This window comes from Cupriavidus sp. 05N38 (assembly GCF_056397345.1).
The window spans coordinates 70,389-92,824 of record NZ_JBFTNF010000027.1 but is presented as its reverse complement, the minus strand read 5'-3'; the positions used below and the strand labels follow the sequence as shown (position 1 = coordinate 92,824).

18 protein-coding genes are annotated in these 22,436 nt (G+C 67.2%); 11 read left to right on the top strand and 7 right to left on the bottom strand.

The annotated features are described in order from the left end of the window. The first annotated feature begins 26 nt into the window (after positions 1 to 26). The 7 genes from AC1DK4_RS20055 to AC1DK4_RS20025 all read left to right on the top strand — a co-directional run bounded on the left by AC1DK4_RS20055 (position 27) and on the right by AC1DK4_RS20025 (position 8,661). Positions 27 to 1,409, top strand: coding sequence for an MFS transporter (locus AC1DK4_RS20055; RefSeq protein WP_441615203.1), 1,383 nt, complete (start codon positions 27 to 29; stop codon positions 1,407 to 1,409). Between the two features lie 24 nt (positions 1,410 to 1,433). Then, positions 1,434 to 1,886, top strand: coding sequence for a type II 3-dehydroquinate dehydratase (locus tag AC1DK4_RS20050; protein WP_441615205.1), 453 nt, complete (start codon positions 1,434 to 1,436; stop codon positions 1,884 to 1,886). A 339-nt stretch (positions 1,887 to 2,225) separates the two neighbouring features. Next, positions 2,226 to 3,188, top strand: coding sequence for a cyclase family protein (locus AC1DK4_RS20045; RefSeq protein ID WP_441615207.1), 963 nt, complete (start codon positions 2,226 to 2,228; stop codon positions 3,186 to 3,188). Positions 3,189 to 3,319: 131 nt separating this feature from the next. Continuing rightward, positions 3,320 to 5,002 carry a class I adenylate-forming enzyme family protein gene (locus tag AC1DK4_RS20040; protein WP_441643294.1) on the top strand — a complete coding sequence of 561 codons (1,683 nt, stop codon included), beginning with the start codon at positions 3,320 to 3,322 and terminating at the stop codon, positions 5,000 to 5,002. Positions 5,003 to 5,378: 376 nt separating this feature from the next. After that, positions 5,379 to 5,840 carry an HU family DNA-binding protein gene (locus AC1DK4_RS20035; protein ID WP_441615422.1) on the top strand — a complete coding sequence of 154 codons (462 nt, stop codon included), beginning with the start codon at positions 5,379 to 5,381 and terminating at the stop codon, positions 5,838 to 5,840. Between the two features lie 157 nt (positions 5,841 to 5,997). Continuing rightward, positions 5,998 to 6,945 carry an alpha/beta hydrolase gene (locus AC1DK4_RS20030; RefSeq protein WP_441615211.1) on the top strand — a complete coding sequence of 316 codons (948 nt, stop codon included), beginning with the start codon at positions 5,998 to 6,000 and terminating at the stop codon, positions 6,943 to 6,945. Positions 6,946 to 7,071: 126 nt separating this feature from the next. After that, positions 7,072 to 8,661 carry an FMN-binding glutamate synthase family protein gene (locus AC1DK4_RS20025; protein ID WP_441615213.1) on the top strand — a complete coding sequence of 530 codons (1,590 nt, stop codon included), beginning with the start codon at positions 7,072 to 7,074 and terminating at the stop codon, positions 8,659 to 8,661. A 27-nt stretch (positions 8,662 to 8,688) separates the two neighbouring features. Here AC1DK4_RS20025 and AC1DK4_RS20020 read toward each other — a convergent pair whose 3' ends face one another. The 4 genes from AC1DK4_RS20020 to AC1DK4_RS20005 form a co-directional block, all read right to left on the bottom strand. Continuing rightward, positions 8,689 to 9,615 (bottom strand): helix-turn-helix domain-containing protein, encoded by a 927-nt coding sequence (locus AC1DK4_RS20020; protein WP_441643295.1) that lies wholly within the window; start codon positions 9,613 to 9,615, stop codon positions 8,689 to 8,691. Positions 9,616 to 9,704: 89 nt separating this feature from the next. Then, positions 9,705 to 10,739: a tripartite tricarboxylate transporter substrate binding protein gene (locus AC1DK4_RS20015; protein WP_441615217.1), complete on the bottom strand. Its 1,035-nt coding sequence runs from the start codon at positions 10,737 to 10,739 to the stop codon at positions 9,705 to 9,707. Then, on the bottom strand, positions 10,679 to 11,746 hold the full coding sequence (locus AC1DK4_RS20010) for an NADPH:quinone oxidoreductase family protein (protein ID WP_441615424.1): 1,068 nt from the start codon (positions 11,744 to 11,746) through the stop codon (positions 10,679 to 10,681). Before AC1DK4_RS20010 ends, AC1DK4_RS20015 begins: the two co-directional genes overlap by 61 nt. After that, positions 11,746 to 12,999 (bottom strand): CaiB/BaiF CoA transferase family protein, encoded by a 1,254-nt coding sequence (locus tag AC1DK4_RS20005; protein ID WP_477131728.1) that lies wholly within the window; start codon positions 12,997 to 12,999, stop codon positions 11,746 to 11,748. The genes AC1DK4_RS20010 and AC1DK4_RS20005 overlap by 1 nt, the downstream gene beginning before the upstream one ends. A 100-nt stretch (positions 13,000 to 13,099) precedes the next feature. Between AC1DK4_RS20005 and AC1DK4_RS20000 the strand changes: the two genes are divergently transcribed. After that, positions 13,100 to 14,167 (top strand): LysR family transcriptional regulator, encoded by a 1,068-nt coding sequence (locus tag AC1DK4_RS20000; RefSeq protein WP_441615221.1) that lies wholly within the window; start codon positions 13,100 to 13,102, stop codon positions 14,165 to 14,167. On the opposite strand, the gene kdgD is transcribed toward AC1DK4_RS20000, so the two are convergent. Continuing rightward, positions 14,145 to 15,059 carry a 5-dehydro-4-deoxyglucarate dehydratase gene (gene kdgD, locus AC1DK4_RS19995; RefSeq protein WP_441615223.1) on the bottom strand — a complete coding sequence of 305 codons (915 nt, stop codon included), beginning with the start codon at positions 15,057 to 15,059 and terminating at the stop codon, positions 14,145 to 14,147. The two genes, AC1DK4_RS20000 and kdgD, sit on opposite strands and share 23 nt — an antisense overlap. A 508-nt stretch (positions 15,060 to 15,567) precedes the next feature. On the opposite strand from kdgD, the gene AC1DK4_RS19990 reads away from it, so the two are divergent. The 3 genes from AC1DK4_RS19990 (at position 15,568) to AC1DK4_RS19980 (ending at position 20,254) form a co-directional block, all read left to right on the top strand. Further along, on the top strand, positions 15,568 to 16,926 hold the full coding sequence (locus AC1DK4_RS19990; protein WP_441615225.1) for an MFS transporter: 1,359 nt from the start codon (positions 15,568 to 15,570) through the stop codon (positions 16,924 to 16,926). Positions 16,927 to 17,019: 93 nt separating this feature from the next. Continuing rightward, entirely contained in the window at positions 17,020 to 18,573 is a 1,554-nt protein-coding gene (garD, locus tag AC1DK4_RS19985) for a galactarate dehydratase (RefSeq protein WP_441615425.1), read from the top strand. A 295-nt stretch (positions 18,574 to 18,868) separates the two neighbouring features. After that, entirely contained in the window at positions 18,869 to 20,254 is a 1,386-nt protein-coding gene (locus tag AC1DK4_RS19980) for an FAD-binding oxidoreductase (RefSeq protein WP_441615227.1), read from the top strand. Between the two features lie 263 nt (positions 20,255 to 20,517). Here AC1DK4_RS19980 and AC1DK4_RS19975 read toward each other — a convergent pair whose 3' ends face one another. Together AC1DK4_RS19975 and AC1DK4_RS19970 are read right to left on the bottom strand one after the other, a co-directional pair. Continuing rightward, positions 20,518 to 21,459, bottom strand: a complete 942-nt coding sequence (locus AC1DK4_RS19975) for a LysR family transcriptional regulator (RefSeq protein WP_441615229.1) — start codon at positions 21,457 to 21,459, stop codon at positions 20,518 to 20,520. 34 nt (positions 21,460 to 21,493) lie between these two features. Next, positions 21,494 to 22,393 carry a 2-hydroxy-3-oxopropionate reductase gene (locus AC1DK4_RS19970; protein WP_441643296.1) on the bottom strand — a complete coding sequence of 300 codons (900 nt, stop codon included), beginning with the start codon at positions 22,391 to 22,393 and terminating at the stop codon, positions 21,494 to 21,496. Positions 22,394 to 22,436 lie beyond the last annotated feature (43 nt).

Sequence of the window (22,436 nt, the reverse complement as noted above, 5' to 3'; positions counted from 1 at the left end):
CAGCATGACGGATTGAAGGAGACAATATGATTGACGAGACCCAGCACCATTCACACGCGGCGATGCGCACGCGGGCAGTCACGGCCGCCACGATCGGCACCGCGCTGGAATGGTTCGATTTCACGCTGTACGGGGCGCTGGCGGCGACCATCCTGCCGAAGCTGTTCTTCCCGGCGATGGATCCGACTTCGGCGCTGCTCGCGTCRCTGGCCACGTTCGGCGTGGGCCTGGCGGCCCGGCCGCTCGGCGCCATCATCTGCGGGCATCTCGGCGACAAGCTCGGGCGCCGCAATCTCATGCTGGGCACGGTATCGATCATGGGGCTGTCATCGGTGCTCATGGGCCTGCTGCCGACCTATATGCAGATCGGCGTGTGGGCACCCGTGCTGCTGGTCGCGCTGCGCATCCTGCAGGGCTTCGCGCTCGGCGGCGAGTCCACCGGGGCGCAACTGATGGCGATCGAGCACGCCAGCCCGGACCGTCGCGGCAAGTACTCCGGCCTGCTGGGCCTGTGCTCGCCGCTGAGCCAGATCCTGGCCAACGGGGTGTTGCTGCTGCTGGCGTCGACCATGTCGGCCGATGGCTTCGAATCCTATGGCTGGCGCATTCCGTTCCTGCTGAGCTTCGTGCTGGTGGTGGTGGGCGTCTATATCCGCCTCAAGGTCAGCGAAACGCCGGCGTTCGTCGAATTGCGCAAGACGCAGGTGGCCGAAGCCGGCAATCCGCTGCGCGATGCCCTGCGTTTCCACTACAAGACCGTGATCCGCTGGATGCTGTTCTTCTGCGGCCCGGCGGCGATCTTCTACCTGATCGTGGTGTTCTCGCTGAGCTACATCACCAAGACGCTCGCAGTACCGAAACAGACTGGCTTCCTGTTGTTGATGGGCGCCAACGTCTGCGCCATCTTCGGCGCGATGGCGGGCGGCATGCTCAGCGACAAGATCGGGCGCAAGAAGGCGCTGGCCATCGGCTCGATTGCCACGCTGCTGATCCTGTTCGTGTATTTCGCGATCCTCGACACGAAGAGCTTCGTCCCGATGCTGGCGATCATGGGCCTCTTCCTCGGTTTCACGCAGTTCCAGAGCGGCATCCAGCCGGTTGCATTCGCCGAAGCCTTCCCTACCAATGTGCGCTACTCGGGCTCCGCGCTGGCCTATACCGGCGCCAACCTGATCGCCGGCGGCCCGATGCCGGTGGTAGCCGTGTGGCTGCTCGCGGTGTGCAATGGCTCTCCGTGGGGCGTGGTGGCCGTCTGCGCGGTGTTCAACCTGGTCTCACTGGCCATGATCCTGACCGCGCCGGAAACGCTCGGCATCGACATGAACCGTGTCGATCCCGCGGTCGACCCCGCCGCGAATATCGTCGGCCGCGAGCCTTTCGCGCAGCCCGGCATCAGCAAGACTCACTGAATTTCTAGCGTTCCGAACACCATCATGTCCAAACTCGTCTATGTATTGAACGGCTCGAACCTCAACATGCTGGGCAAGCGCGAGCCGCACCTGTATGGCACCACGACCCTCGCCGAAGTCCGGCAGCAGGTCGAGGCGCTGGCCGACTCGCTCGGACTCGCCTGCGAGTTCCGCCAGACCAACAGCGAAGCCACGCTGGTCGACTGGCTGCAGGAGGCGTTCGAGCGCGACGCCGGCGTGATCATCAACCCGGCCGGCTTCTCGTTCGCCTCGATCCCGGTGCTCGATGCCGTGCGGCTGATCCATCGGCCGGTGATCGAGCTGCACATCACCAATATCCACAAGCGGGAAGAAACGCACCGGCATTCGCTGATCTCGCGCGCGGCGACGGCCGTGATCTGCGGGCTGGGCGTGGATGGCTACCTGGTCGCCATGCAGGCCATGGCCACGGCGCTGCGCAAGTCCGCCAGCCAGTAAATTGGGGGCCGGCTGCGCCTACCTCGACCGGATGCGCCGCCGGCCCCGCGCTTGCGTGCGATCGCGCCAGGCGTTGCGTCCTTGCTTCGGGAACTGCGCCCTGAACTTCGGCGAGGTCCCGGGAGCGGACCACTCGCCTTAGGCAGTTTCCGAACGGGTTTCCATGTGTGGACAACGTCCCGTCCCGGGTCCTAAACTGAGCCAACAATAAAAAACGTACGACCGTTCTTATTTATTTGCCTGGCGCATGACCAACCATGCGCGAGCGGCATGGCCGGTGCGATGCGTTCATCTTCCGGGTCATTCTCTCTCGCAAGGTCATTCAGACAGGAGACAGGCATGGAATCAAAAAACGCCCCGCTGGTAGCCGAGTTGTTGCGCGATGCGCCGAAGAACTGGGGCAAATGGGGCCCCGATGACGAGGTGGGTTCGCTGAACTACCTCACGCGGGCCGAGGTGTTGCGCGGCGTGGCATCGGTGCGCTCGGGCAAGACCTTCACCTTGCAGATCCAGATGGGCAATCCCGCCGGCGATCCGGTCTGGCCGGGGCGTTCGCAGGCGCGCCGCCTCAACGTGATGGACAAGGGCCACTATCTGTGCGGCAAGGGCCCGAAGTTTCCCGGCGAGGCCGAGTACGCCGACGACATGATGATCATGTACCTGCAGGGCTCCACCCAGTACGACGCGCTGGGCCACGTCTGGTACGGCGACCAGTTGTGGAACGGATTCGATGCCAGGTCCACCATCGGCGGACTGGAAAAAGCCAGCGTGCTGCCCATCGCCGAGCGCGGGGTGGTGGGGCGCGGCGTCCTGATCGACATGGCGCGCCATCGCGGCAAGGCGGTGCTGGACCCGGGCGAGACCTTTACCCACCATGACCTGCTGGCTGCCGCCGAAACCCAGGGCGTGCGCATCGAGAAGCACGACATCCTGGTGGTCCGCACCGGCTGGATCGGCTCGTTCTACAAGCGCGACCAGGCCGAGTTCTACCGCAATTTCGTCGAACCGGGCCTGACCTATAGCCCCGAACTGGTCGAATGGTTCCATCGCATGGAGATCCCCAATCTGGTCACCGACACGATCGCCAACGAGGTCACGGTGGATCCGGAATCGGGCGTGGTCCTGCCGCTGCATAATGCGCTGATGCGCAACCTCGGCGTGACGCTGACCGAGATCGCGCAGCTCGACCCGCTGGCTGACGACTGCGCGGAAGACAAGCAATGGACCTTCCTCTACACGGCGGCACCTCTCAAGGTGGTCAACGGTAGCGGCGCGCCGGTCAATCCGGTGGTGATCAAGTAAGGAAGCTTGCCGCCGACGCCGGCCGTGCGCCGGCCTGCGTTCCTCCCGCAACCGCCGTCAATGGCTGCCGGATGCCGTCCGCGCTGCATCCGGCATTGGGCATCCGGCAGCCGTGCCAATCGAGGTACCTCATGACCCCTTACGAAGCCAAGCCCTGGTTGTCGAGCTACAACCCGGGACAGCCGCACGCCATCACCCCGCAGTACACCGACGCGCTGTCGATCTTCCGCGACGCCGCGCGCCGCGCGCCCGCCAGCCCGGCGATCCATTATTTCGACGCCACGCTCAGCTATGGCGAGCTGGACGAACTCTCCGACGCGCTGGCGGTGGCGCTGTCTGCCCGCGGCTGCGCGCGCGGCGAACGGGTCGCGCTCTATCTGCAGAACGTGCCGCAGTTCGTCATCGGCCTGCTTGCCGCTTGGAAACTCGGCGCCATCGCCGTGCCGGTCAACCCCATGAACCGTGCGCGCGAACTGCGTCTGGTGCTGGCGGACTCTGGCGCCAGGGCGCTGATCTGCCACGAATCGCTCTACGCGGAGGTGGTGAAGCCACTGTTCGAGGCGGAAACGAACCGGCAGGGCGGGCAGGAAGCGCCGCTGGCGTTGCCCGCGGTCATCACTACCTCCGAACTGGATTTCCAGGCGCGCGATGATGCGCGCGTGTTCGCCGCGGCCCGGCGTCAGCCCGCCGCCGGCGTGCCCGACCTGCTCGCGCTGGCGCAGGCGCATCGCGGCCAGCGGCCGCCTCCGGCCGCATGCGGCCCGGACGACCTGGCCATGCTGGTCTACACCTCCGGCACCACCGGCGTGCCGAAGGGCGCGATGAACACGCATGCAAACGTGGCGTTCAATGCGCAGGTCTACCGCGACTGGATCGGCCTGCGCGAGGGTGGCCCCATCCTTGGCGTGGCGCCGCTGTTCCATATCACCGGGCTGGTCGGCCATATTGCAGCGGCGTTCATCTGCGCCGCGCCGCTGGTGCTGGCCTGCCGCTTCGAGCCCGGCGTGGTGCTGGAGGCCATCCGCGAGCGCCGCATCGAGTTCACCATCGGCTCGATCACGGTGTTCATCGCGCTGATGAACCACCCGGACGCTACCCGCGCGCACTTCGCCACCCTGACCAGGATCTACTCGGGCGGCGCGCCGATCCCGCCGAGCGTGGTGGAGCAGTTCCGCGCCAGGTTCGGCCACTATATCCACAACGGCTACGGCCTGACCGAGACCAATTCGCCCACGCACGTGGTGCCACTCGGGCGCGAGGCGCCGGTCGACCCGGCTTCGGGCACCCTGGCGATCGGCGTGCCGGCCTTCAATGTCGACGCCTTTATCGGCGACGATGCGGGCCAGCCGGTGCCGGTGGGCGAGGTCGGCGAGATCATTTCGCGCGGGCCGATGATCGTGCCGGGCTACTGGAACAAGCCGGAGGAGACGGCACGCGCGATGGCGGGCGGCTATTTCCATACCGGCGACGTCGGCTTCATGGACGCGCAGGGCTGGTTCTACCTGGTCGACCGCAAGAAGGACATGATCGTTGCCGCTGGCTACAAGGTCTGGCCGCGCGAAGTGGAGGACGTCCTCTATACGCATCCGGCGGTGCGCGAGGCGGCGGTGGTCGGCGTGCCGGATGCCTACCGCGGCGAAACCGTCAAGGCCGTGGTCAGCCTGAAGCCGGGGGCCAGCGCTACGCCGGAGGCCTTGCTGGCCTGGTGCAAGGAACGCATGGCGGCGTACAAATACCCGCGCGTGGTGGAGATCATCGACGAGTTGCCGAAGACCGTGACCGGCAAGATCCTGCGGCGCGAGCTGCGCGGATAGGGCCGGTGCGCGCGCCGGGAAGCCTCGCCATTCCCGGSGCGCGCGCGGATTTTTCCGCCGATGGCGCAGCGAATGCGCGTGCGTGCGCGGTCTTCCCGCTCGCCGATTTCGTGTTTTTCCCTTGTTTTCAGGGGTCAATTCGATGCGTGGTGGTGCTTGCGCGCGACACAAGCGCTGGACGCCGGAGCAAAAACCCCCAAAAAACCCGGGGAAAACCCCGCTTTTTGCATCGGCATGTACGAAAACCCCTTGACGTGCGCTTGTTTCCGCTATGATTCAGTCGTTGCCGCGCGCCGATGACGCCCGACCAAGAGCCGGGCGAAATCGGATGCCACATCCCGCGCGGCACGATTTTGTTCAACTCATCTCTATCGATATGGCGACCAAAGCGAACCCGACCGCGAAGACTGCAACCAAGACCGCTGCCAAGAAGGCACCGGCAACCAAGGCACCCGTGAAGGCTGCCGCCAAGAAGGCCGCGCCGGCCAAGAAGGCTACCGCTGCTGCTGCGCCGACCGCGCGCCCGCTGAAGGACACCTTCAACAAGTCGAGCCTGGTCGCTCACCTGGTAGCACAGACCGAGCTGGATGCCAAAGCCGTGAAGACGGTCCTGGCCCATCTGGAAAACACCATCGTCAGCGCGCTGCACAAGAAGGGCGCCGGCGAGTTCACGCTGCCCGGCCTGATGAAGGTCACGGCGCAGCAAGTGCCGGCCAAGAAGAAGCGCTTCGGCAAGGACCCGTTCTCCGGTGAAGAGCGTTGGTTCCCGGCCAAGCCGGCGAGCGTCAAGGTCAAGGTACGCCCGCTGAAGAAGCTGAAGGACGCAGCYGCCGCCTGACCGGTGACTGTTTCGAGCTTGCACAGAGCTTGAATCCAGCTTGAAGAAGGAGCCGCCCGCCGGCTCCTTTTTTGTATCCGCCGCAGTCGTTCCCCAGTATCTTGCCGTCCCCGGCCAGCCGCCAGGCAGGCCGGCACCGCCTTTCCGGGAGATCGTCATGCCCAGCATCCAGTGCCGCCTGTGGCGGCTCGCACTGCGCCTGGTCCGGCGCAAGCACCGTTTTTCCAGCGCGCAGGCGCTGCACGAGGAAATTCGCAGACGCCGCAAGGCCGGTCGCGCCGAGCCTTCTGCCAGGCTGCTGGCCCGCCATGAAGTCAGCTCGGAAGCGATTGCGGGCGTGGATTTCGAGGTCTACACCGTGCGGCCGCGCGGCGCCGGCAGCGGTCGCCGCATCCTCTACCTGCACGGCGGCGGCTACGTGTTCGACATCGTCAGCCAGCACTGGGAGTTCGTCGGCAAGCTGGTCGACGAACTCGGCGCCACCGTGATCGTGCCGATCTACCCCCTGGCGCCGGAGCATACGCACCGTGAGGTCTTTGCGGGCCTGATGCCGCTCTACGAGCGACTCGTGCACGGCCACGATCCCGCCGGYCTTACCGTGATGGGCGACTCCGCCGGCGGCGGCATGGCGCTCGCGCTGGCGCAGCTGGCGCGCGACGCCGGCCTGGCGCTGCCGGGCCGGCTGGTGCTGCTGTCACCGTTTCTCGACGCCGGCGGCAGCAATCCCGGCATCGACGCGATCGAGCCGCTGGACCTGATGCTGTCGCGGCCAGGCGGCATCGAATGCGGCCGCGTCTACGCCGGAGACGATCCCGTCACGCTGGCGCAGGTCAGTCCCATCAACGGCAGCCTGCAGGGTTTGCCGCCGACCACGCTGTTCATCGGCACCCACGACATCCTGTTGCCGGACTGCCGCCTCTTTCGCGAGCTGGCACGGCAGCAGGGTCTGCCGCTGCGCTATTTCGAATACGAGGGCATGTTCCACGTATGGATGCTGCTGCCGATGCCAGAGGCCGACGCGGCCTTCGCGCAGATCCTGGCCGCGGTCGAAGCGGGCGATCCCCGGCATGCGCGCGACACCGTGCGATCGCAGGAGATGGTGTAAGGGCGCGTACGGGGGCCAGGTCGCGGCCGGCCCCCGTACCTTGCCGGTGCAACCGGCGCCAAGCCGATTCGGCGAAGAACGGCGATAATCGCGGGTTGCCGGCCTGGCCGGCCCCAAGGAGCATCCATGTTTTCTCGTCGTTACGGCGCGGTCTGGCTATCCGCGCTGGTCTTGCTCGCGCTTGCCACCTTCGCTGCCGTGCACCGCATCTCGCCTGCCTGGGTTGCCGCACCGGTTGCACTGCTGTTGATCGGGTTGCACGATATCGGCCAGTCGCGCCACTCCATCCTGCGCAACTACCCGATCTGGGGCCACCTGCGTTTCTTCTTCGAATTCATCCGCCCGGAAATCCGCCAGTACTTCATCGAGGACGACACGCACGAAATGCCGTTCTCGCGCCAGCAGCGCAGCCTGGTCTACCAGCGCGCCAAGAACGAGGTGGATAGCCGCCCCTTCGGCACCGAGATCGATGTGCGCGTGGCCGGGCATGAATGGATCAGCCACTCGCTCGCGCCCACCCGCATCCCTTCCGCGGACTTCCGCATCACCGTGGGCGAAGGCCGGGCTCAGCCGTATTCGTTGTCGGTGTTCAACGTTTCGGCCATGAGCTTCGGCGCGCTGTCTGGCAACGCCATCCGCTCGCTCAACCGCGGCGCGAAGATCGGCGGCTTCATCCACGACACCGGCGAAGGTTCGATCTCGCCCTATCACCGCGCCGAGGGCGGCGACCTGATCTGGGAGGTGGCGTCCGGCTACTTCGGCTGCCGCCGCGCCGACGGGGGCTTCGATCCCGACAAGTTCGCCGAGCAGGCCCGCTCGCCGCAGGTCAGGATGATCGAGGTCAAGCTCTCGCAGGGCGCCAAGCCCGGCCATGGCGGCGTGCTGCCGGCGGCCAAGGTGACGCCGGAGATCGCCGCCACGCGCGGCATCGCCATGGGCGAGGACTGCATCTCGCCGGCCACGCACAGCGAATTCTCCACGCCGCTGGGCCTGTTGCAGTTCGTCGACCGCCTGCGCAACCTGTCCGGCGGCAAGCCGACCGGCTTCAAGCTCTGCATCGGCCACCCATGGGAATTCTTCGGCATCGTCAAGGCCATGCTGGAATCCGGCATCCTGCCGGACTTCATCGTGGTGGACGGAGCCGAAGGCGGCACCGGCGCGGCGCCGCTGGAGTTCGTCGATCACATCGGCGTGCCGCTGCAGGAGGGTTTGCTGCTGGTCCACAACACGCTGGTCGGCGTGAACCTGCGCGACAAGATCCGCGTCGGTGCCAGCGGCAAGATCATCACCGCGTTCGACGTGGCCCGCACGCTCGCCACCGGTGCCGACTGGTGCAATTCCGCGCGTGGATTCATGTTCGCGCTGGGCTGCGTGCAGGCCCAGAAATGCCATACCGACCGCTGCCCGGTCGGCGTGGCCACGCAAGACCCGGTGCGTCAGCGCGCCATCGTGGTGCCGGACAAGGCCCAGCGCGTGGCCAATTTCCACCGTCAGACGCTGCACGCGCTGCAGGAACTGCTGCAGGCGGCGGGCCTGCAGCATCCGGGCGACCTCAAGCCGCACCATATCGTGCGCCGTATCTCGCCCAACGAAGTGCGGCTGATGTCCGAGCTGCTGAAGTTCCTCACGCCGGGCGATCTGCTCAACGGCAACTTCCGCTACCAGCTCTACGAGAAGTACTGGCCGCTGGCGCGTTCGGACAGTTTCTCGCTCTGATCCGGCGCCAGGCCACGCCGCTGGCGGCTAGCTGCCGCTCGCCTGCGGCGCCGGCAGCCGCGCGCGGCCGTGCTGCCGGAATGCCGTCGGCGTCTGCCCGACCTGCCGGGCGAAGAAGCGCGCGAAATACGCCGCATCGGAAAAACCCAGCGTGGAGGCGATCTGCTTGATGTCGAGATCGCTGTAGAGCAGGTCACGCTGTGCTTCCACCACCAGGCGCGAGTGAATCAATTGCAGTGCGCTGCGCCCGGCCAGTTGCTGGCAGATGCGGTTGAGCTGGGTAGGCGAGATGCCAAGCGTGGCGGCGTAGCCGGCGAGGTCCTGGTGCTGGCGGAAACGCGCTTCCACCAGTTGCTGGAATTGCTGGAAGTGGCGCGCGGTGCGGCCTGCAGGCTGCGCGCTGGCCTCGCCCGCTACGGAGATCCGGCGGGCGATACCGACCAGCAGCAGCGACAGCAGTGCCGACAGCGCGGCACCGCGCCACAGCGAGACCGTATTCATCTCCGCGCGAAACAGGCCAAGCGCCCCGGCCAGCACGGTGGCGTCGCTCGCATTCTCGCCGGGGCGTGCTTCGGCGGCTTCGAAGCTGGCGTGATAGGGCCGCTCGAACAGCGGCAGCGTGTCCGGCACGCCGGCCAGCAGGGTGTGGAGGTAATGGTCCGTCATGGTGATGACGATACCGTCCACGTCCGGGGTGAAGCGAAAGCCGTGCACGCAGCGCGGCGGCACGGTTACCACGGTGCGGTTCGCGAGCGGATATTCGCGGTCGTCGAGCAGTGCCCGGCCGCCGCCCTGGTGCACGTACAGCACCTGGAAAAAACGCTCGTGGCGGTGCGGCTTGATTTCCCAGTCATTGACGCCGCTGCGCTCGGGGATCGACTCGAAATGCAGCTGTTCCAGGAGCGGCTCGTTCGAGTTGACGCCGTAGAGAGAGTAGGTCGGGACGGTTTTCATGAGGCGGGGGCGGGCACCGGAGCTGCAATTGTCCCGCCCCGGGCAGGGGGCTGTCCATCCGCGCCGCGGATCAGGATCCCCGCCGGRCCTTACTGGTCTGCCCGGGCCCCCGACTTGCGCACGATCTCCGCCCACTTGTTGCCTTCGGCCACCGTATAGCGGGCAAATTCCGCGGGCGACGATCCCACCGGCTCGGCGCCCATGTCGGCGTACTGCCGTTGCACATCCGGCTGGCGCAAGGCCTGCGCCGCGTTCGCCGCCAGTTTTTCCACCACCGGGGCGGGCGTGCCGCGCGGCGCCCACAGGCCATACCACGTGCTGATATTGAAGCCCGGCAGGCCCGATTCGGCCACCGTGGGCACATCCGGCAGCGCGCGTGCGCGCTTGAGCGTGGTGACCGCCACCGCGCGCAGCTTGCCGGCCTTGATAAAGGGCATGGCGGACGGCATCGAATCGAACATCAACTGGATCTGTCCGCCCATCAGGTCGGTCAGCGCGGGCGAGCTGCCCTTGTACGGTACGTGCTGCATGGAGACATGGGCGGCGATCTTGAACGATTCGCCGGCCAGTTGCTGGGCCGAGGCATTGCCGGCTGAGCCGAAGTTGAGGCTGCCGTTGCGTGCCTTGGCATAGGCGATCAGGTCGCGCACGGTCTTGACCGGCGAGTCGTTGTTGACCACCAGCACCAGCGGTACGTCCGCCAGCTGCGTGACGGGCACGAAATCGCGGAAGGCGTCGTAGCGCATCTTGGCGTAGATGCTCGGGTTGATCACGTGCAGGGAGGCGTTGGCAAGCAGCGTATAGCCGTCCGGCGTGGCCTTGGCCACGCCCTCGGCGCCGATCATGCCGCTCGCGCCGGGCTTGTTGTCGACCACCACGGTCTGGCCCAGCGTGTCGCCCATCCTGACGGCGACCACGCGGGCCAGCAGGTCGGTGGGGCCGCCCGGGGGATAGGGCAGGACCATGCGGATCGGACGCTGTGGGTAGTCGTCGGCGGCGCGCGCGGGGGCCGCGCCGAGGGCGGCGACGGCCGTGGCGGCGCCCGCCAGCAGCGCTAGCCGGATCACGGCCCGGCGGGGCGCGTGGGGTTGGGAAGGCTGGGATGGCTCGATGCGGCTCTGCATGTTTCTGTCTCCTTGATTCTTATAGCGACTTTGCCAACGACCTGGCGGGCTTCGAGCGCGTGCAGCGCCTCGGCCAGCCCGGTCATCGGGAATACCTTCGATACGGTCGGGCGTATCTTTCCTGCACCGGCCCAGGCGTACAGCGTCTGCATCACCGCCTGCAAGGCGGGCGCGTGCTGCGCGCGTTCGTTGGCCGGCGTCCAGCCGATATAGCGGCCGACGAAAAAGCCGTGCAGGGTCAGGTTCTTGACCAGCATGAGGTTCAGCGGTGCCTGCGGGATGCGCCCGCTGGCGAAGCCGATGCTGAGCAGCCGCGCATTGGGCGCGGCCGCTCGCAGCGCCTGATCGAACAGATCGCCGCCCACCGGGTCGACCACCACGTCGGCGCCGCGTCCGCCCGTCACGCGCTTGACGGCCGCCGCCAGGTCTTCGGGGGCAAGCGCGTGCGCCGCACCGCGCCGCAGCGCTTCCTCGCGCTTGGCCTCGGTGCTGGCGCAGGCAATCACCTGCGCGCCGAGCTCGCGGGCGATCTCCACCGCCGCCAGGCCGACGCCGGCACCGGCGCCCAGTACCAGCACGGTTTCGCCGGGCTGCAGCGCGCAGCGCCATACCAGGCCGCAGTAGGCGGTGCCGTAGGACAGCGGGACCGGCAGCGCCTGCAGCGCGTCGACTTCATCTGGTATGGGGTAGACCGTGTATTCGGGCAGGCACACCTGTTCGGCAAAACAGCCCCAGTCGGCAATCGCCACCACGCGGTCGCCGGGGCGCAAGCGTGTCACGGCCGTGCCGCAGGCGACCACGCGGCCCACCGCCTCGGTGCCCGGCACGAAGGGCAGCGGCGGCCTGGTCTGGTAGCGCCCGGCCACCATCAGGCCGGTGGCGTGGCTGACGCTGGCATAGTCCACGGCCATCACCACCGCATGCGGGTCGATGGCCTCGGGTGCGGGAATGTCCGCCACGCGCACGTCTTCCGGCGCGCCGAACTGGTCGCAGAGCAGGGCGCGCATCATGCTTCGGTGCCCGTTGCCGGCGCCGCCTGCCGCACCACGCCGGCAGCCAGGTAGCGGTCGAGATGATCCTGGGTCACGCCCCATTCCCGCAGCACGGCCTCGGTGTGCTCGCCGATGCGAGGCGCGGCGCCGGCCAGCCGGCGCAGGCTCCTGGCGGGAATGCCGGCGAACGGCAGCATGCCGAGGCCCGGCTGGTCGATCTGCTGGAAGGTGCCCTGCTGCACTGCCTGCGGATGGTCCAGCACCTGCCGGTGGTCGCGCACCGGCGCGTGGAGGACATCGTGCGCCTGGAACACGCCGAGCCAGTGCGCCGTGCTTYCGCGGGCCAGGCAAGCCGCCACCGCGTCGCGCAGCCAGCCGGCATGGGCCATGCGACTGGCATTGTCGGCAAAGCGCGGGTCCGCCGCCCAGCCGGGCTGGCCGAGCGCCTGGCAGAGCCGGCCGAACTGCGCATTATTGAGGGCGAGCAGGGTGAGGTTGCCGTCGCGGGTGGAGAACACGCCGTTGGGCGCACTGACCGGACCGGCCGCCGCCGTGCCCTGGATGGCGTATTCGAGGATATTGTTGGCCTGCAAGGCACAGCAGGCGTCGAACAGGCTCAGTTCCACATGGGCGCCGGTGCCCGCCGTGCGGAAGCGCCGGCACAGGGCGGCGGCGCAGGCCTGCGCCGCGTAGAGGCCGGTAGCGGCATCGGCCAGCAGCATGCCGATGCGGCGCGGCGTACCGTCGGCAAGGCGGTTGGTGAACATCAGGCCGCTGTCGGCCTGCATGACCGAGTCCGAGGCGGGGTGCTCCGCATAGGGGCCATCGGCGCCGTAGCCGCTGATGGAGACGTAGACCAGCGCAGGATGGCGCGCGGCCAGCGCGGCATAGCCCACGCCCAGGCGCTCGGCCACCCGCGGCCGGAAGTTCTGCACCACCACGTCCGCCTGCAGGGCGAGGTCGAACAGCAAGGCCTTGCCGGCGTCGGTCGCGGCATCGATGCAGACGCCGCGCTTGCCGCCGTTGTAGGCCACCGACAGCGCGCTGTGGTCGCCGCGCACCACGCCGACATGCCGGCCCCAGTCGCCCGCGGGCGGATCGACCTTGATGACCTCGGCGCCCTGTTGCCACAGGATATGCGCGCAGTACGGCCCGGCAATGCCCTGGCTGATGTCGAGCACGCGCAGGCCGGCAAACGGCAGGTCGGCAAGCGCGGCCGAAGGCGGTGCGGAGGAGGGAGCGGTTTGCGTGAGTTGTGTCTGGGCCATCGTTATCGCGCCGGGAATCGTCAGGTGGCTGGGGATGGCTTATGCTAAGGCGTAGCTCCCGCCGTAACAATCCGCCAAACTGTGCCATCCGTGTTGATTCATGATTGACAATACTCTCGGGCAACTCGACCTGAACCTGATCCGGCTGTTTGTCACGCTGGTCGAATCGAAGACCCTCACGGCCGCCGCCGCGCGTGGCGGCATGACCCGCTCCAACGTTTCGCGGCGCCTCAAGGCGCTGGAGCAGCATATGGGCGCGCAACTGATGCGCCGCACTACCCGGCATGTCGAACTGACCGAGGCTGGCCGCCTGCTCTATGGCCACGGCGTGCGCATGCTGGACGAACTGCAGGCCGCGGGCGCCTCCATCGACAGCCTGGGCCAGAGCGTGCGGGGCGACGTGCGCATCCGCCTGCCAACGGGCCTGGGCCATCTCTATCTGGCGCAGGTGCTGCTGGACTTCGCGCGGCAGTTCCCGGCGATCTCGCTGCGGGTGCTGATCAATGACTACATCGGTGACCTGGTTTCCGCGGAAGTGGACGTGGCGCTCAAGATCACCTCGCAGCCCCCGGACGACCATGTGGCCCGCAGGATCTGCGCGGTGGGCTGGTGCCTGTGCGCGTCATCGGAGTTCCTCGCGCGGCACGGTCCGGCAGGCAGCGCCGAAGACCTGGCCCGCTGCGACCTGATCGCGCCCGCCTCCCTGGGCCGGCGCTTCGACCTCAAGCTGAAGATGGCCGGCACGCAGCTGATGCTGCGCGTCGCGCCGCGTATCCAGTCGGGCGACTATCCCTTCCTGGTCGAGACGGTAACGGGCGGGCTCGGCATCGCCTTGCTGCCGCGCTACGCCGTGTGGCGCCAGATCGCGCGCGGCGAGCTGGTCGAAGTGCTGCCGCAGTACGAACCCGAAGGCGTGGGCGACAGCATCTATATGCTGACCGCGCCCAATCGCTTTCCGACGCTGGCCACGCGCACGCTGATGGATTTCATCCGGGCACGGCTGGAGAGCCAGGCCGGCAACTGGGCTGGCGGGAAGGGGGAGACGGAAGAGGGGAGGGAAACGGGAGGAATTGCAATTGCCGGAACCCGGACAGGTTCCGACGAAGAGAGCCGGCGGACCGTGGACGGCCCGCCGGATGGTCCCTTTACTGCGGACCCAGCTTCTTGATCAGCGCGTCGAGCAGCGCGAGTTCCTGCTCGTCCAGGTCCGTCAGCGGCGCGCGCACCGGACCCGCATCATGCCCGACCAGCTTGGCGCCGGCCTTGACGATGCTCACGGCGTAGCCGGCGCGGCGGTTGCGGATATCCAGGTACGGCAGGAAGAACTCGTCGATCAGGCGGTTGGTGGTGGCGTGGTCGTCGGCTGCGACGGCGCGGTAGAAGTCCATCGCCGTCTTGGGGATGAAGTTGAACACCGCCGAGGAGTACACCGGCACGCCCAGCGCCTTGTAGGCGGCAGCATAGACTTCCGCGGTCGGCAGGCCACCCAGGTAGGACAGGCGGTCGCCCAGCTTGCGGCGGATGCGCACCATGTGCTCGATCTCGCCCACGCCGTCCTTGAAGCCGATCAGGTTGGGGCAGCGGTCGGCCAGGCGTTCCAGCATCTCCGCATTGATGCGCGAGTTGCCGCGGTTGTAGACGATCACGCCGATGCTGACCGACTTGCAGACTTCCTCGATATGGTTGGCAATGCCGTCCTGGCAGGCTTCGGTCAGGTAATGCGGCAGCAGCAGGATGCCCTTGGCACCCAGGCGCTGTGCTTCCTTGGCATAGGCGATAGCCATGCGGGTCGGGCCGCCCGCGCCCGCCAGGATGGGTACCTTGCCGGCGCAGGTCTCCACCGCGGTGCGGATCACATTGGAATAGTCGTCCGGGGTCAGCGAGAAGAATTCGCCGGTACCGCCCGCGGCGAACAACGCCGTGGCGCCGTAGGGAGCCAGCCATTCGAGGCGCTCGACATAGGTGTCGGGACGGAAGTTGCCTTGCGCGTCGAAGTCGGTCACGGGGAAGGAAAGCAGGCCTTCCGAGACGATCTGCTTGAGTTCTTGTGGTGTGGTCATGATGGCTGGTCCTGAGCGCCGCAAGGGCAAGGGTTAGGTCAGTTGGCTCCGAGTGCTTCCCGGCGGGTCGCACATCCTTGAGATATGTCATCGTACAACTGAGATTGGATTTGTGCAAGTGGATTTGTCACCTGGGACGTTCATTTGCAAAGATGAGGGCACGGGGACGGCGGCGGTCGCTAGTAGCTTGCGGCTGGGGGCGGGCAGTCGCACGGCAGGCCGGCAGTCCTGTGCAGGGCGGTGAAAGCTGGCTGAAAGCCTTGTGCGGTAAGGCTTCCCGGAAGCGTTCGAGTTCCGGGCCGCGCGCCTCGGCGCGGGCCAGGCCTTCGATCAGGCCTCCGATCCGCTAATCCAGCTTTCCTCGGGTAAACACTGAGCAGCATGGCTGAACCCCGTGCTTATAATTCCGGTCATACGATGACATATCACGAGGCCGGCAGCAGGCCCGAGATGGCCCGCACCGGATGGTTGGGCTTTTCTTCGCGCTGCCGGCCCTGCCGGAGACCCCATGAATCTCAGCAATACCTTAAGCGTGGCCGGAGCGGCCACCCGCCGCAGCAATGTCCGTTACTGGATCCTGCTGATGATCTTCGTGGTGACCACGGTGAACTACGCCGACCGCGCCACGCTTTCCATCACGGGCCCGGCCATGCGCCAGGAGTTCGGCTTCGACGCCATGCAGATGGGCTTTATCTTTTCTGCCTTCAGCTGGGCTTATGTGATGGCGCAGATCCCGGGCGGCTGGCTGCTTGACCGTTTCGGCGCGCGTCGCATCTATGCCTGCAGCATCTTCCTGTGGTCGCTGTTTACCTTGCTGCAGGGCTTCCTCGGCGTCTTCGCCACGGTCGGCGCGGCCGTCACCACGCTGTTCGTGCTGCGTTTTGCCGTGGGCCTGGCTGAGTCGCCCGCCTTCCCGGCCAATGCCAAGGTCGTGGCGAGCTGGTTCCCCACGGCCGAGCGCGGCACGGCGTCGGCCATCTTCAATTCCGCCCAGTACTTTGCCGCGGTGCTGTTCACGCCGCTGATGGCATGGCTCACGCATGCGCTCGGCTGGCACCATGTCTATATGTGGATGGGCGTGCTCGGCATGGTGCTGGCGGGCCTGTGGCTCAAGGTCGTGCGCAGCCCGGCCACGCATCCGTCGGTGAACCGCGCCGAGCTCGACTATATCGCGCAAGGCGGCGGGCTGATCGAGATGAGCGGCGATGCCGGCAAGGCAAAGGCAAAAGAGCCGGCCGGCGCGCGCTGGTTCTATGTGAAGCAGCTGTTGTCCAACCGCATGCTGCTGGGTGTGTACCTGGGCCAGTACTGCATCAACGTGCTGACGTACTTCTTCCTGACCTGGTTCCCGGTCTACCTGGTGCAGGCACGCGGCATGTCGATCCTCAAGGCTGGCTTCGTGGCGTCGCTGCCGGCCATTTGCGGCTTCCTCGGCGGCGTGCTGGGCGGTGTGATCTCGGATATGTTCCTGCGCCGCGGCTACTCGCTGACGGTGGCGCGCAAGGTGCCGATCGTCGCCGGCATGCTGCTCTCGGTCAGCATGGTGGCCTGCAATTATGTGGACAGCGAGTGGCTGGTGGTGGGCTTCATGGCGCTGGCCTTCTTCGGCAAGGGCATCGGCGCGCTGGGCTGGGCGGTGGTGGCGGATACGGCGCCGAAGGAAGTGATCGGCCTGGCCGGCAGCATTTTCAATATGTTCGGCAATATTGCCGGCATCGTCACGCCGATCGTGATCGGCTATATCCTTGGCACCACGGGTTCGTTCAACGGCGCGCTGGTCTTCGTCGGCGCCAATGCGCTGGTGACCGTGATCAGCTACCTGGTGATCGTCAAGGAAATCAAGCGCGTTGAACTCAAGCACCCCTGAGCGGGGCGCGGCAAGTATCTGGCAAGGAAGAAAGTCATGTCGGTCATCGATATCAAAGTAGAACAGCAAGGCGCCGCGCAGGCGAGCGCGCAGGTGCAGGGCACCCCGCTGTACATCCGCATCCACGAGCAGGACAACGTGGCCATTGTCGCCAATGACGGCGGCCTGCCCGAAGGCACGGTGTTCCCGTGCGGGCTGACCCTGCGCGAGCGCGTGCCGCAGGGCCACAAGGTGGCGCTGTCGGACCTCAAGGCCGGCGACGCCGTGGTGCGCTACAACGTGGTGATCGGCTATGCGCTGCGCGACCTGCCCAGGGGCAGCTGGATCAACGAACGCGTGACCGAGATGCCGGTGGCTCCCGAGTTGCACGACCTGCCTATCGGCACCCGCGCCGCGGCGCCGCTGCCGCCGCTCGAAGGCTATACGTTCGAAGGCTTCCGCAATCCGGACGGCTCGGTGGGCACGCGCAATATCCTGGCCATCACCACCACCGTGCAGTGCGTGGCGGGCGTGGTGGAGCATGCCGTGCGCCGCATCAAGGCAGAGCTGCTGCCGAAGTATCCCAACGTGGACGATGTGATCGGCCTGGAGCACACCTATGGCTGCGGCGTCGCCATCGACGCGCCGGACGCCATCGTGCCGATCCGCACGCTGCGCAATATCGCGCTCAACCCCAACTTCGGCGGTACCGCGATGATGGTGAGCCTGGGCTGCGAGAAGCTGCAGCCCGAGCGACTGATGCCGGCCGGCACCATGCCCGTGCAGACCGGCGCCGGCAGCGTGGAGGTTGGCGTGGTATGCCTGCAGGACGATGCGCACGTCGGCTTCGAGAGCATGATCGACTCCATCATGGCCATGGCGCATACCCATCTCGCCAGGCTGGACCAGCGCCGCCGCGAGACCTGCCCGGCGTCCGAGCTGGTGGTGGGCGTGCAATGCGGCGGCAGCGATGCCTTCTCCGGCGTTACCGCCAACCCGGCGGTAGGGTTTGCCACCGACCTGCTGGTGCGGGCCGGCGCGACGGTGATGTTCTCCGAAGTGACCGAGGTGCGCGACGGCATCGACCAGCTCACCGCGCGCGCCGCCACGCCCGAAGTGGCGCAAGCCATGATCCGCGAGATGGACTGGTACGACCGCTACCTGGAAAAAGGCCGTGTCGACCGCAGCGCCAACACCACGCCCGGCAACAAGAAAGGCGGCCTTTCCAATATCGTGGAAAAGGCGATGGGCTCGATCGTCAAGTCAGGCAGCACCGCCATCACCGGTGTGCTGTCGCCCGGCGAGAAGCTCAAGCAAAAGGGTTTGATCTACGCGGCCACGCCCGCCAGCGACTTCATCTGCGGCACGCTGCAGCTGGCCGCGGGCATGAACCTGCACGTATTCACCACGGGCCGCGGCACGCCCTACGGCCTGGCCGAGGTGCCGGTCATCAAGGTCGCCACGCGCAGCGATCTCGCGCGCCGCTGGCACGACCTGATGGACGTCAACGCGGGGCGCATCGCCACCGGCGAGGCCACCATCGAAGACGTGGGCTGGGAACTGTTCCGCCTGATGCTGGACGTGGCAAGTGGACGCAGGAAGACCTGGGCCGAGCACCACAAGCTGCACAATGCGCTGGTGCTGTTCAATCCGGCGCCGGTGACCTGAAGCCGGGCGCGCGGCACATCTTCAAGGGCATCATCCGGGACACCGGTCCCGGATGCCTTTACATTGGCCCGGCGCCCACCTTAAATGAGGATGGTTCTGTTCTCCGCCTGGCCGCACAAGTGCACGACCTGTTGCCAAGAAACGCCGCGCAAGCCCTTACAAAAAGACCCCGCCCGCCTCCAGCGCTTTTCCCCTTCAGTTCGCCATGCCGGAGCCGGAGCAGGGCACGCTTCGCGCACGTTCGCCGGCCACGCGGCTATTTCCTGAATCGGGGAATCACGTCGCGAGGTGCATCATGGCTGACCTGTCCAGTGAACTGGTGGAAGGATTGAGGGCGAAATTGCGGGGCCGGGCACTGCTGCCGGGCGAGGCGGGCTACGACGAGGCCCGCCAGATCTGGAATGCGATGATCGACCGGCGTCCCGCGCTGATCGTCAAGGCCGCGGGCGCGGCCGATGTCATGGCCACCGTGGCGTTCGCGCGCGACCAGGGTGCGCTGCTTTCGATACGCTCCGGCGGCCACAATATCGGCGGCCATGCGGTGTGCGACGGCGGCATCACACTGGACCTCTCCGCCATGAAGTCGGTCAGGATCGACCCCGTCGCGCAACGCGCCTATGTCGAGCCCGGCGCCACCCTCGCTGACTTCGACCACGAAGCGCAGGCCTTCGGCCTGGCCACGCCGCTCGGCATCAATTCGACCACCGGCGTGGCCGGCCTGACCCTCGGCGGTGGCTTCGGCTGGATCAGCCGCAAATTCGGTACCACGGTCGACAACCTCACCGGCGCGCACGTGGTGACGGCCGACGGCAAGATGCTGCGTGCCAGCGCGGGCGAGCATGCCGACCTGTTCTGGGCCATCCGTGGCGGCGGCGGCAACTTCGGCGTGGTGACGATGTTCGAGTTCGCCCTCCACCCGGTCGGGCCCGAGATCTACGGCGGGCTCATCGTCTACCCGCTGGAGCAGGCTGGTACCGTGCTGCAGGCATTGCGCGACCGCTTTGCCGGCATGCCCGACGATCTGACCGTGTGGGCGGTGCTGCGGCAGGCGCCGCCGCTGCCGTTCCTGCCGCCGGAGACGCACGGCAAGCCCATTGTCGCGCTGGCCATCTGCTATGTCGGTCCGGTGGAGAACGGCCCGCAACTGGTCGCGCCGCTGCGGCAGCTCGGCACGCCCTAYGGCGAGCATGTSGGGCCCATGCCCTTCGCTTCCTGGCAGCAGGCGTTCGATCCGCTGCTGACGCCGGGCGCGCGCAACTACTGGAAATCGCATAACTTCGCCGGGCTCGACGATGGCCTGATCACGCTGCTCACCGACTATGTCGGCAAGCTGCCATCGCCCCATACCGAGATCTTCATCGGCGCCATGGGCGGGCAGACCAACCGCGTGGCGGCGGATGCCACGGCCTATGCCAACCGCGACGCGAACTTCATCATGAACGTGCACGGCCGCTGGACCGACGCGGCGGACGATGATGCTTGCGTGGCCTGGTCGCGCGAGGTCTTCGCGGCAGCGGCGCCGTATTCGCTTGGCACGGTGTACGTCAACTTCCTCACGCAGGAGGAGGGCGATCGCGTCGGTGCGGCCTACGGGCCGAACTATGCGCGGCTCGCCGAGGTGAAGGGGCGCTACGACCCGACAAATCTGTTCCGGCACAACCAGAACATCAAGCCGTCCTGAGGCGACGGACCGCCATGCCACTCGCTTGTCCCGCCCGGGCAGGCGAGTGACGGGGCGTTGTGGAGAAAAATACGCAATTAACGCCCAGGTTTTTTTATCAAACGCCAATCACCTGGCTAGCAGGATCGGCGGGGAGAAGCGGAATGGAGAGCGCGGAGAGGTCCTGGGGGCGGGAGCCCCCTCACTGGGCTGCGTTGCACTGCGCTGCGCTGGGCTGAACCGCACTGCGCCGCACCGAACCGCACCGAACCGCACCTGCCGATTCAAATCAACCGCGCCCCCGGCCACGCCCCGGACATCACGATATTGCGTACCGATTGCCGCACGGTCTGCATGATGTCCCACAGTTCCGGCACGGGCGGCCGGTTGCGTGCCGTGGCCAGCGCCACCTGGCGCGTCACCACGGGATCGACCAGGCGGGCGGAGTGCAGGCGCCCCTGCGCCACACGGTCGGCCACCGCGGCAAACGGCAGCAGCGTGGCGCCGCAGCCGTCTTCCACCAGGCGCATCGATACCGTGTTGGATGCATCGCACTCCAGCGCAAGCTGCAGGGCGGTGCCGGCCCGCGCGGCCAGCGATTCCGCCAGCACGCGCAGGCCGTGCCCGGTGCTCGGCAGGATCAGCGGCACTTCGCCGAGCCGGCGCACGGCAAAGGTCGGGCCGAGGTGGCTCCACGAAGTCGGCGTGACCAGCGTCAGGTCTTCCTCGAGCAGGATGTCGACCTTCAGCGCGCCTTGCTGCTCGGGCAGGTAGAGCAGCGCCACGTCGATCTCCCCGGCGGCGAGCCAGGCCAGCACGGGGCTGGCCAGCCCTTCGACGAAGCGCACCTTGGTGGCGGGAAAGCGCTGCTTGAGCGCGGTGCCGATGCTGGCGAAGGCGGTATTGGCGATGGTGGGCTGCGCGGCGATCACCAGTTGCGTGGGTCCCTGCGCAGATGATGCGCGGATGGCTTCGCGCGCCTCGGCCAGCGTGGATGCGACCTGGCGCGCGTAGACGATCAGCGTCTGCCCGGCTTCGGTCAGTACCACGCCGCGTCCGCTGCGGTGGAACAGGCGGGTGTCCAGCGCGGCTTCCAGGCGCGCGATCTGCCGGCTGACGGTGGACTGGTCGGCCCCCAGCTCCAGCGCCGCCCGCGAGATGCTCTGGGTGTTGGCCACGCAGACGAAGCAGGCCAGGTCTTCCGAGTTCAGCGCGTTGCTTGTCATCGGGGACCCGTGGCCTTTCCCTTCGCGCGCGCCATCAGCCCTTGGCCGGCTTGTCGCCGATGGCGTGGCCGGACATATGCTCGAGCGCGCGCACCAGCCCGGAGTGGTCCCACTTGGCACCGCCGAGCGCGCCACAGACATTGAACAGCTGCTGGCAGGAGGCGGTATTGGGCAGGCTCACGCCCAGCTTGTGCGCGGTGGACAGCGCCAGGTTCAGGTCCTTCTGGTGCAGTTCGATGCGGAAACCCGGGTCGAAGGTGCGCTTGATCATGCGCTCGCCGTGCACTTCGAGGATGCGCGAGCTGGCAAAACCGCCCATCAGTGCCTCGCGCACGCGAGCCGGATCGGCGCCGGCCTTGGCGGCCAGCACCAGGGCTTCGCCCACGGCCTCGATGGTGAGCGCCACGATGACCTGGTTGGCGACCTTGGCTACCTGGCCGTCGCCTACGGCGCCCACCAGCGTGATGTTCTTGCCCATCAGCTTGAGCAAGGGCAGCACGCGGTCGTACACGTCCTGCTTGCCGCCGGCCATGATCGACAGCGTGGCGGCCTTGGCGCCGACTTCGCCGCCGGATACCGGGCCGTCCACGTAGTCGCAGCCCAGCGCCTCGATCTTGCCCGCGAACACGCGCGTCTCGATGGGCGAGATGGAGCTCATGTCGACCACCGTCTTGCCCTTGGAGAGGCCTTGCGCCACGCCGTTCTCGCCGAACAGCACGCGCTCCACGTCGGGCGTGTCGGGCAGCATCAGGAAAATGATCTCGCTCTGGCGTGCCACCTCGGCGGCATCGGCGCAGGCTTGCGCGCCGGCGTCCAGCAGGGCCTTGGGCGCACCGCTGCGCGAATGCACGTAGAGCGTATGGCCGCCGGCGACCAGGTGTTGCGCCATCGGCGTGCCCATCACGCCCAGTCCGATGAATCCGATCTTGCTCATGTCAGTCCTCTCTTCATGTGCGCCGCGCCGGGGCGCGGCGCAG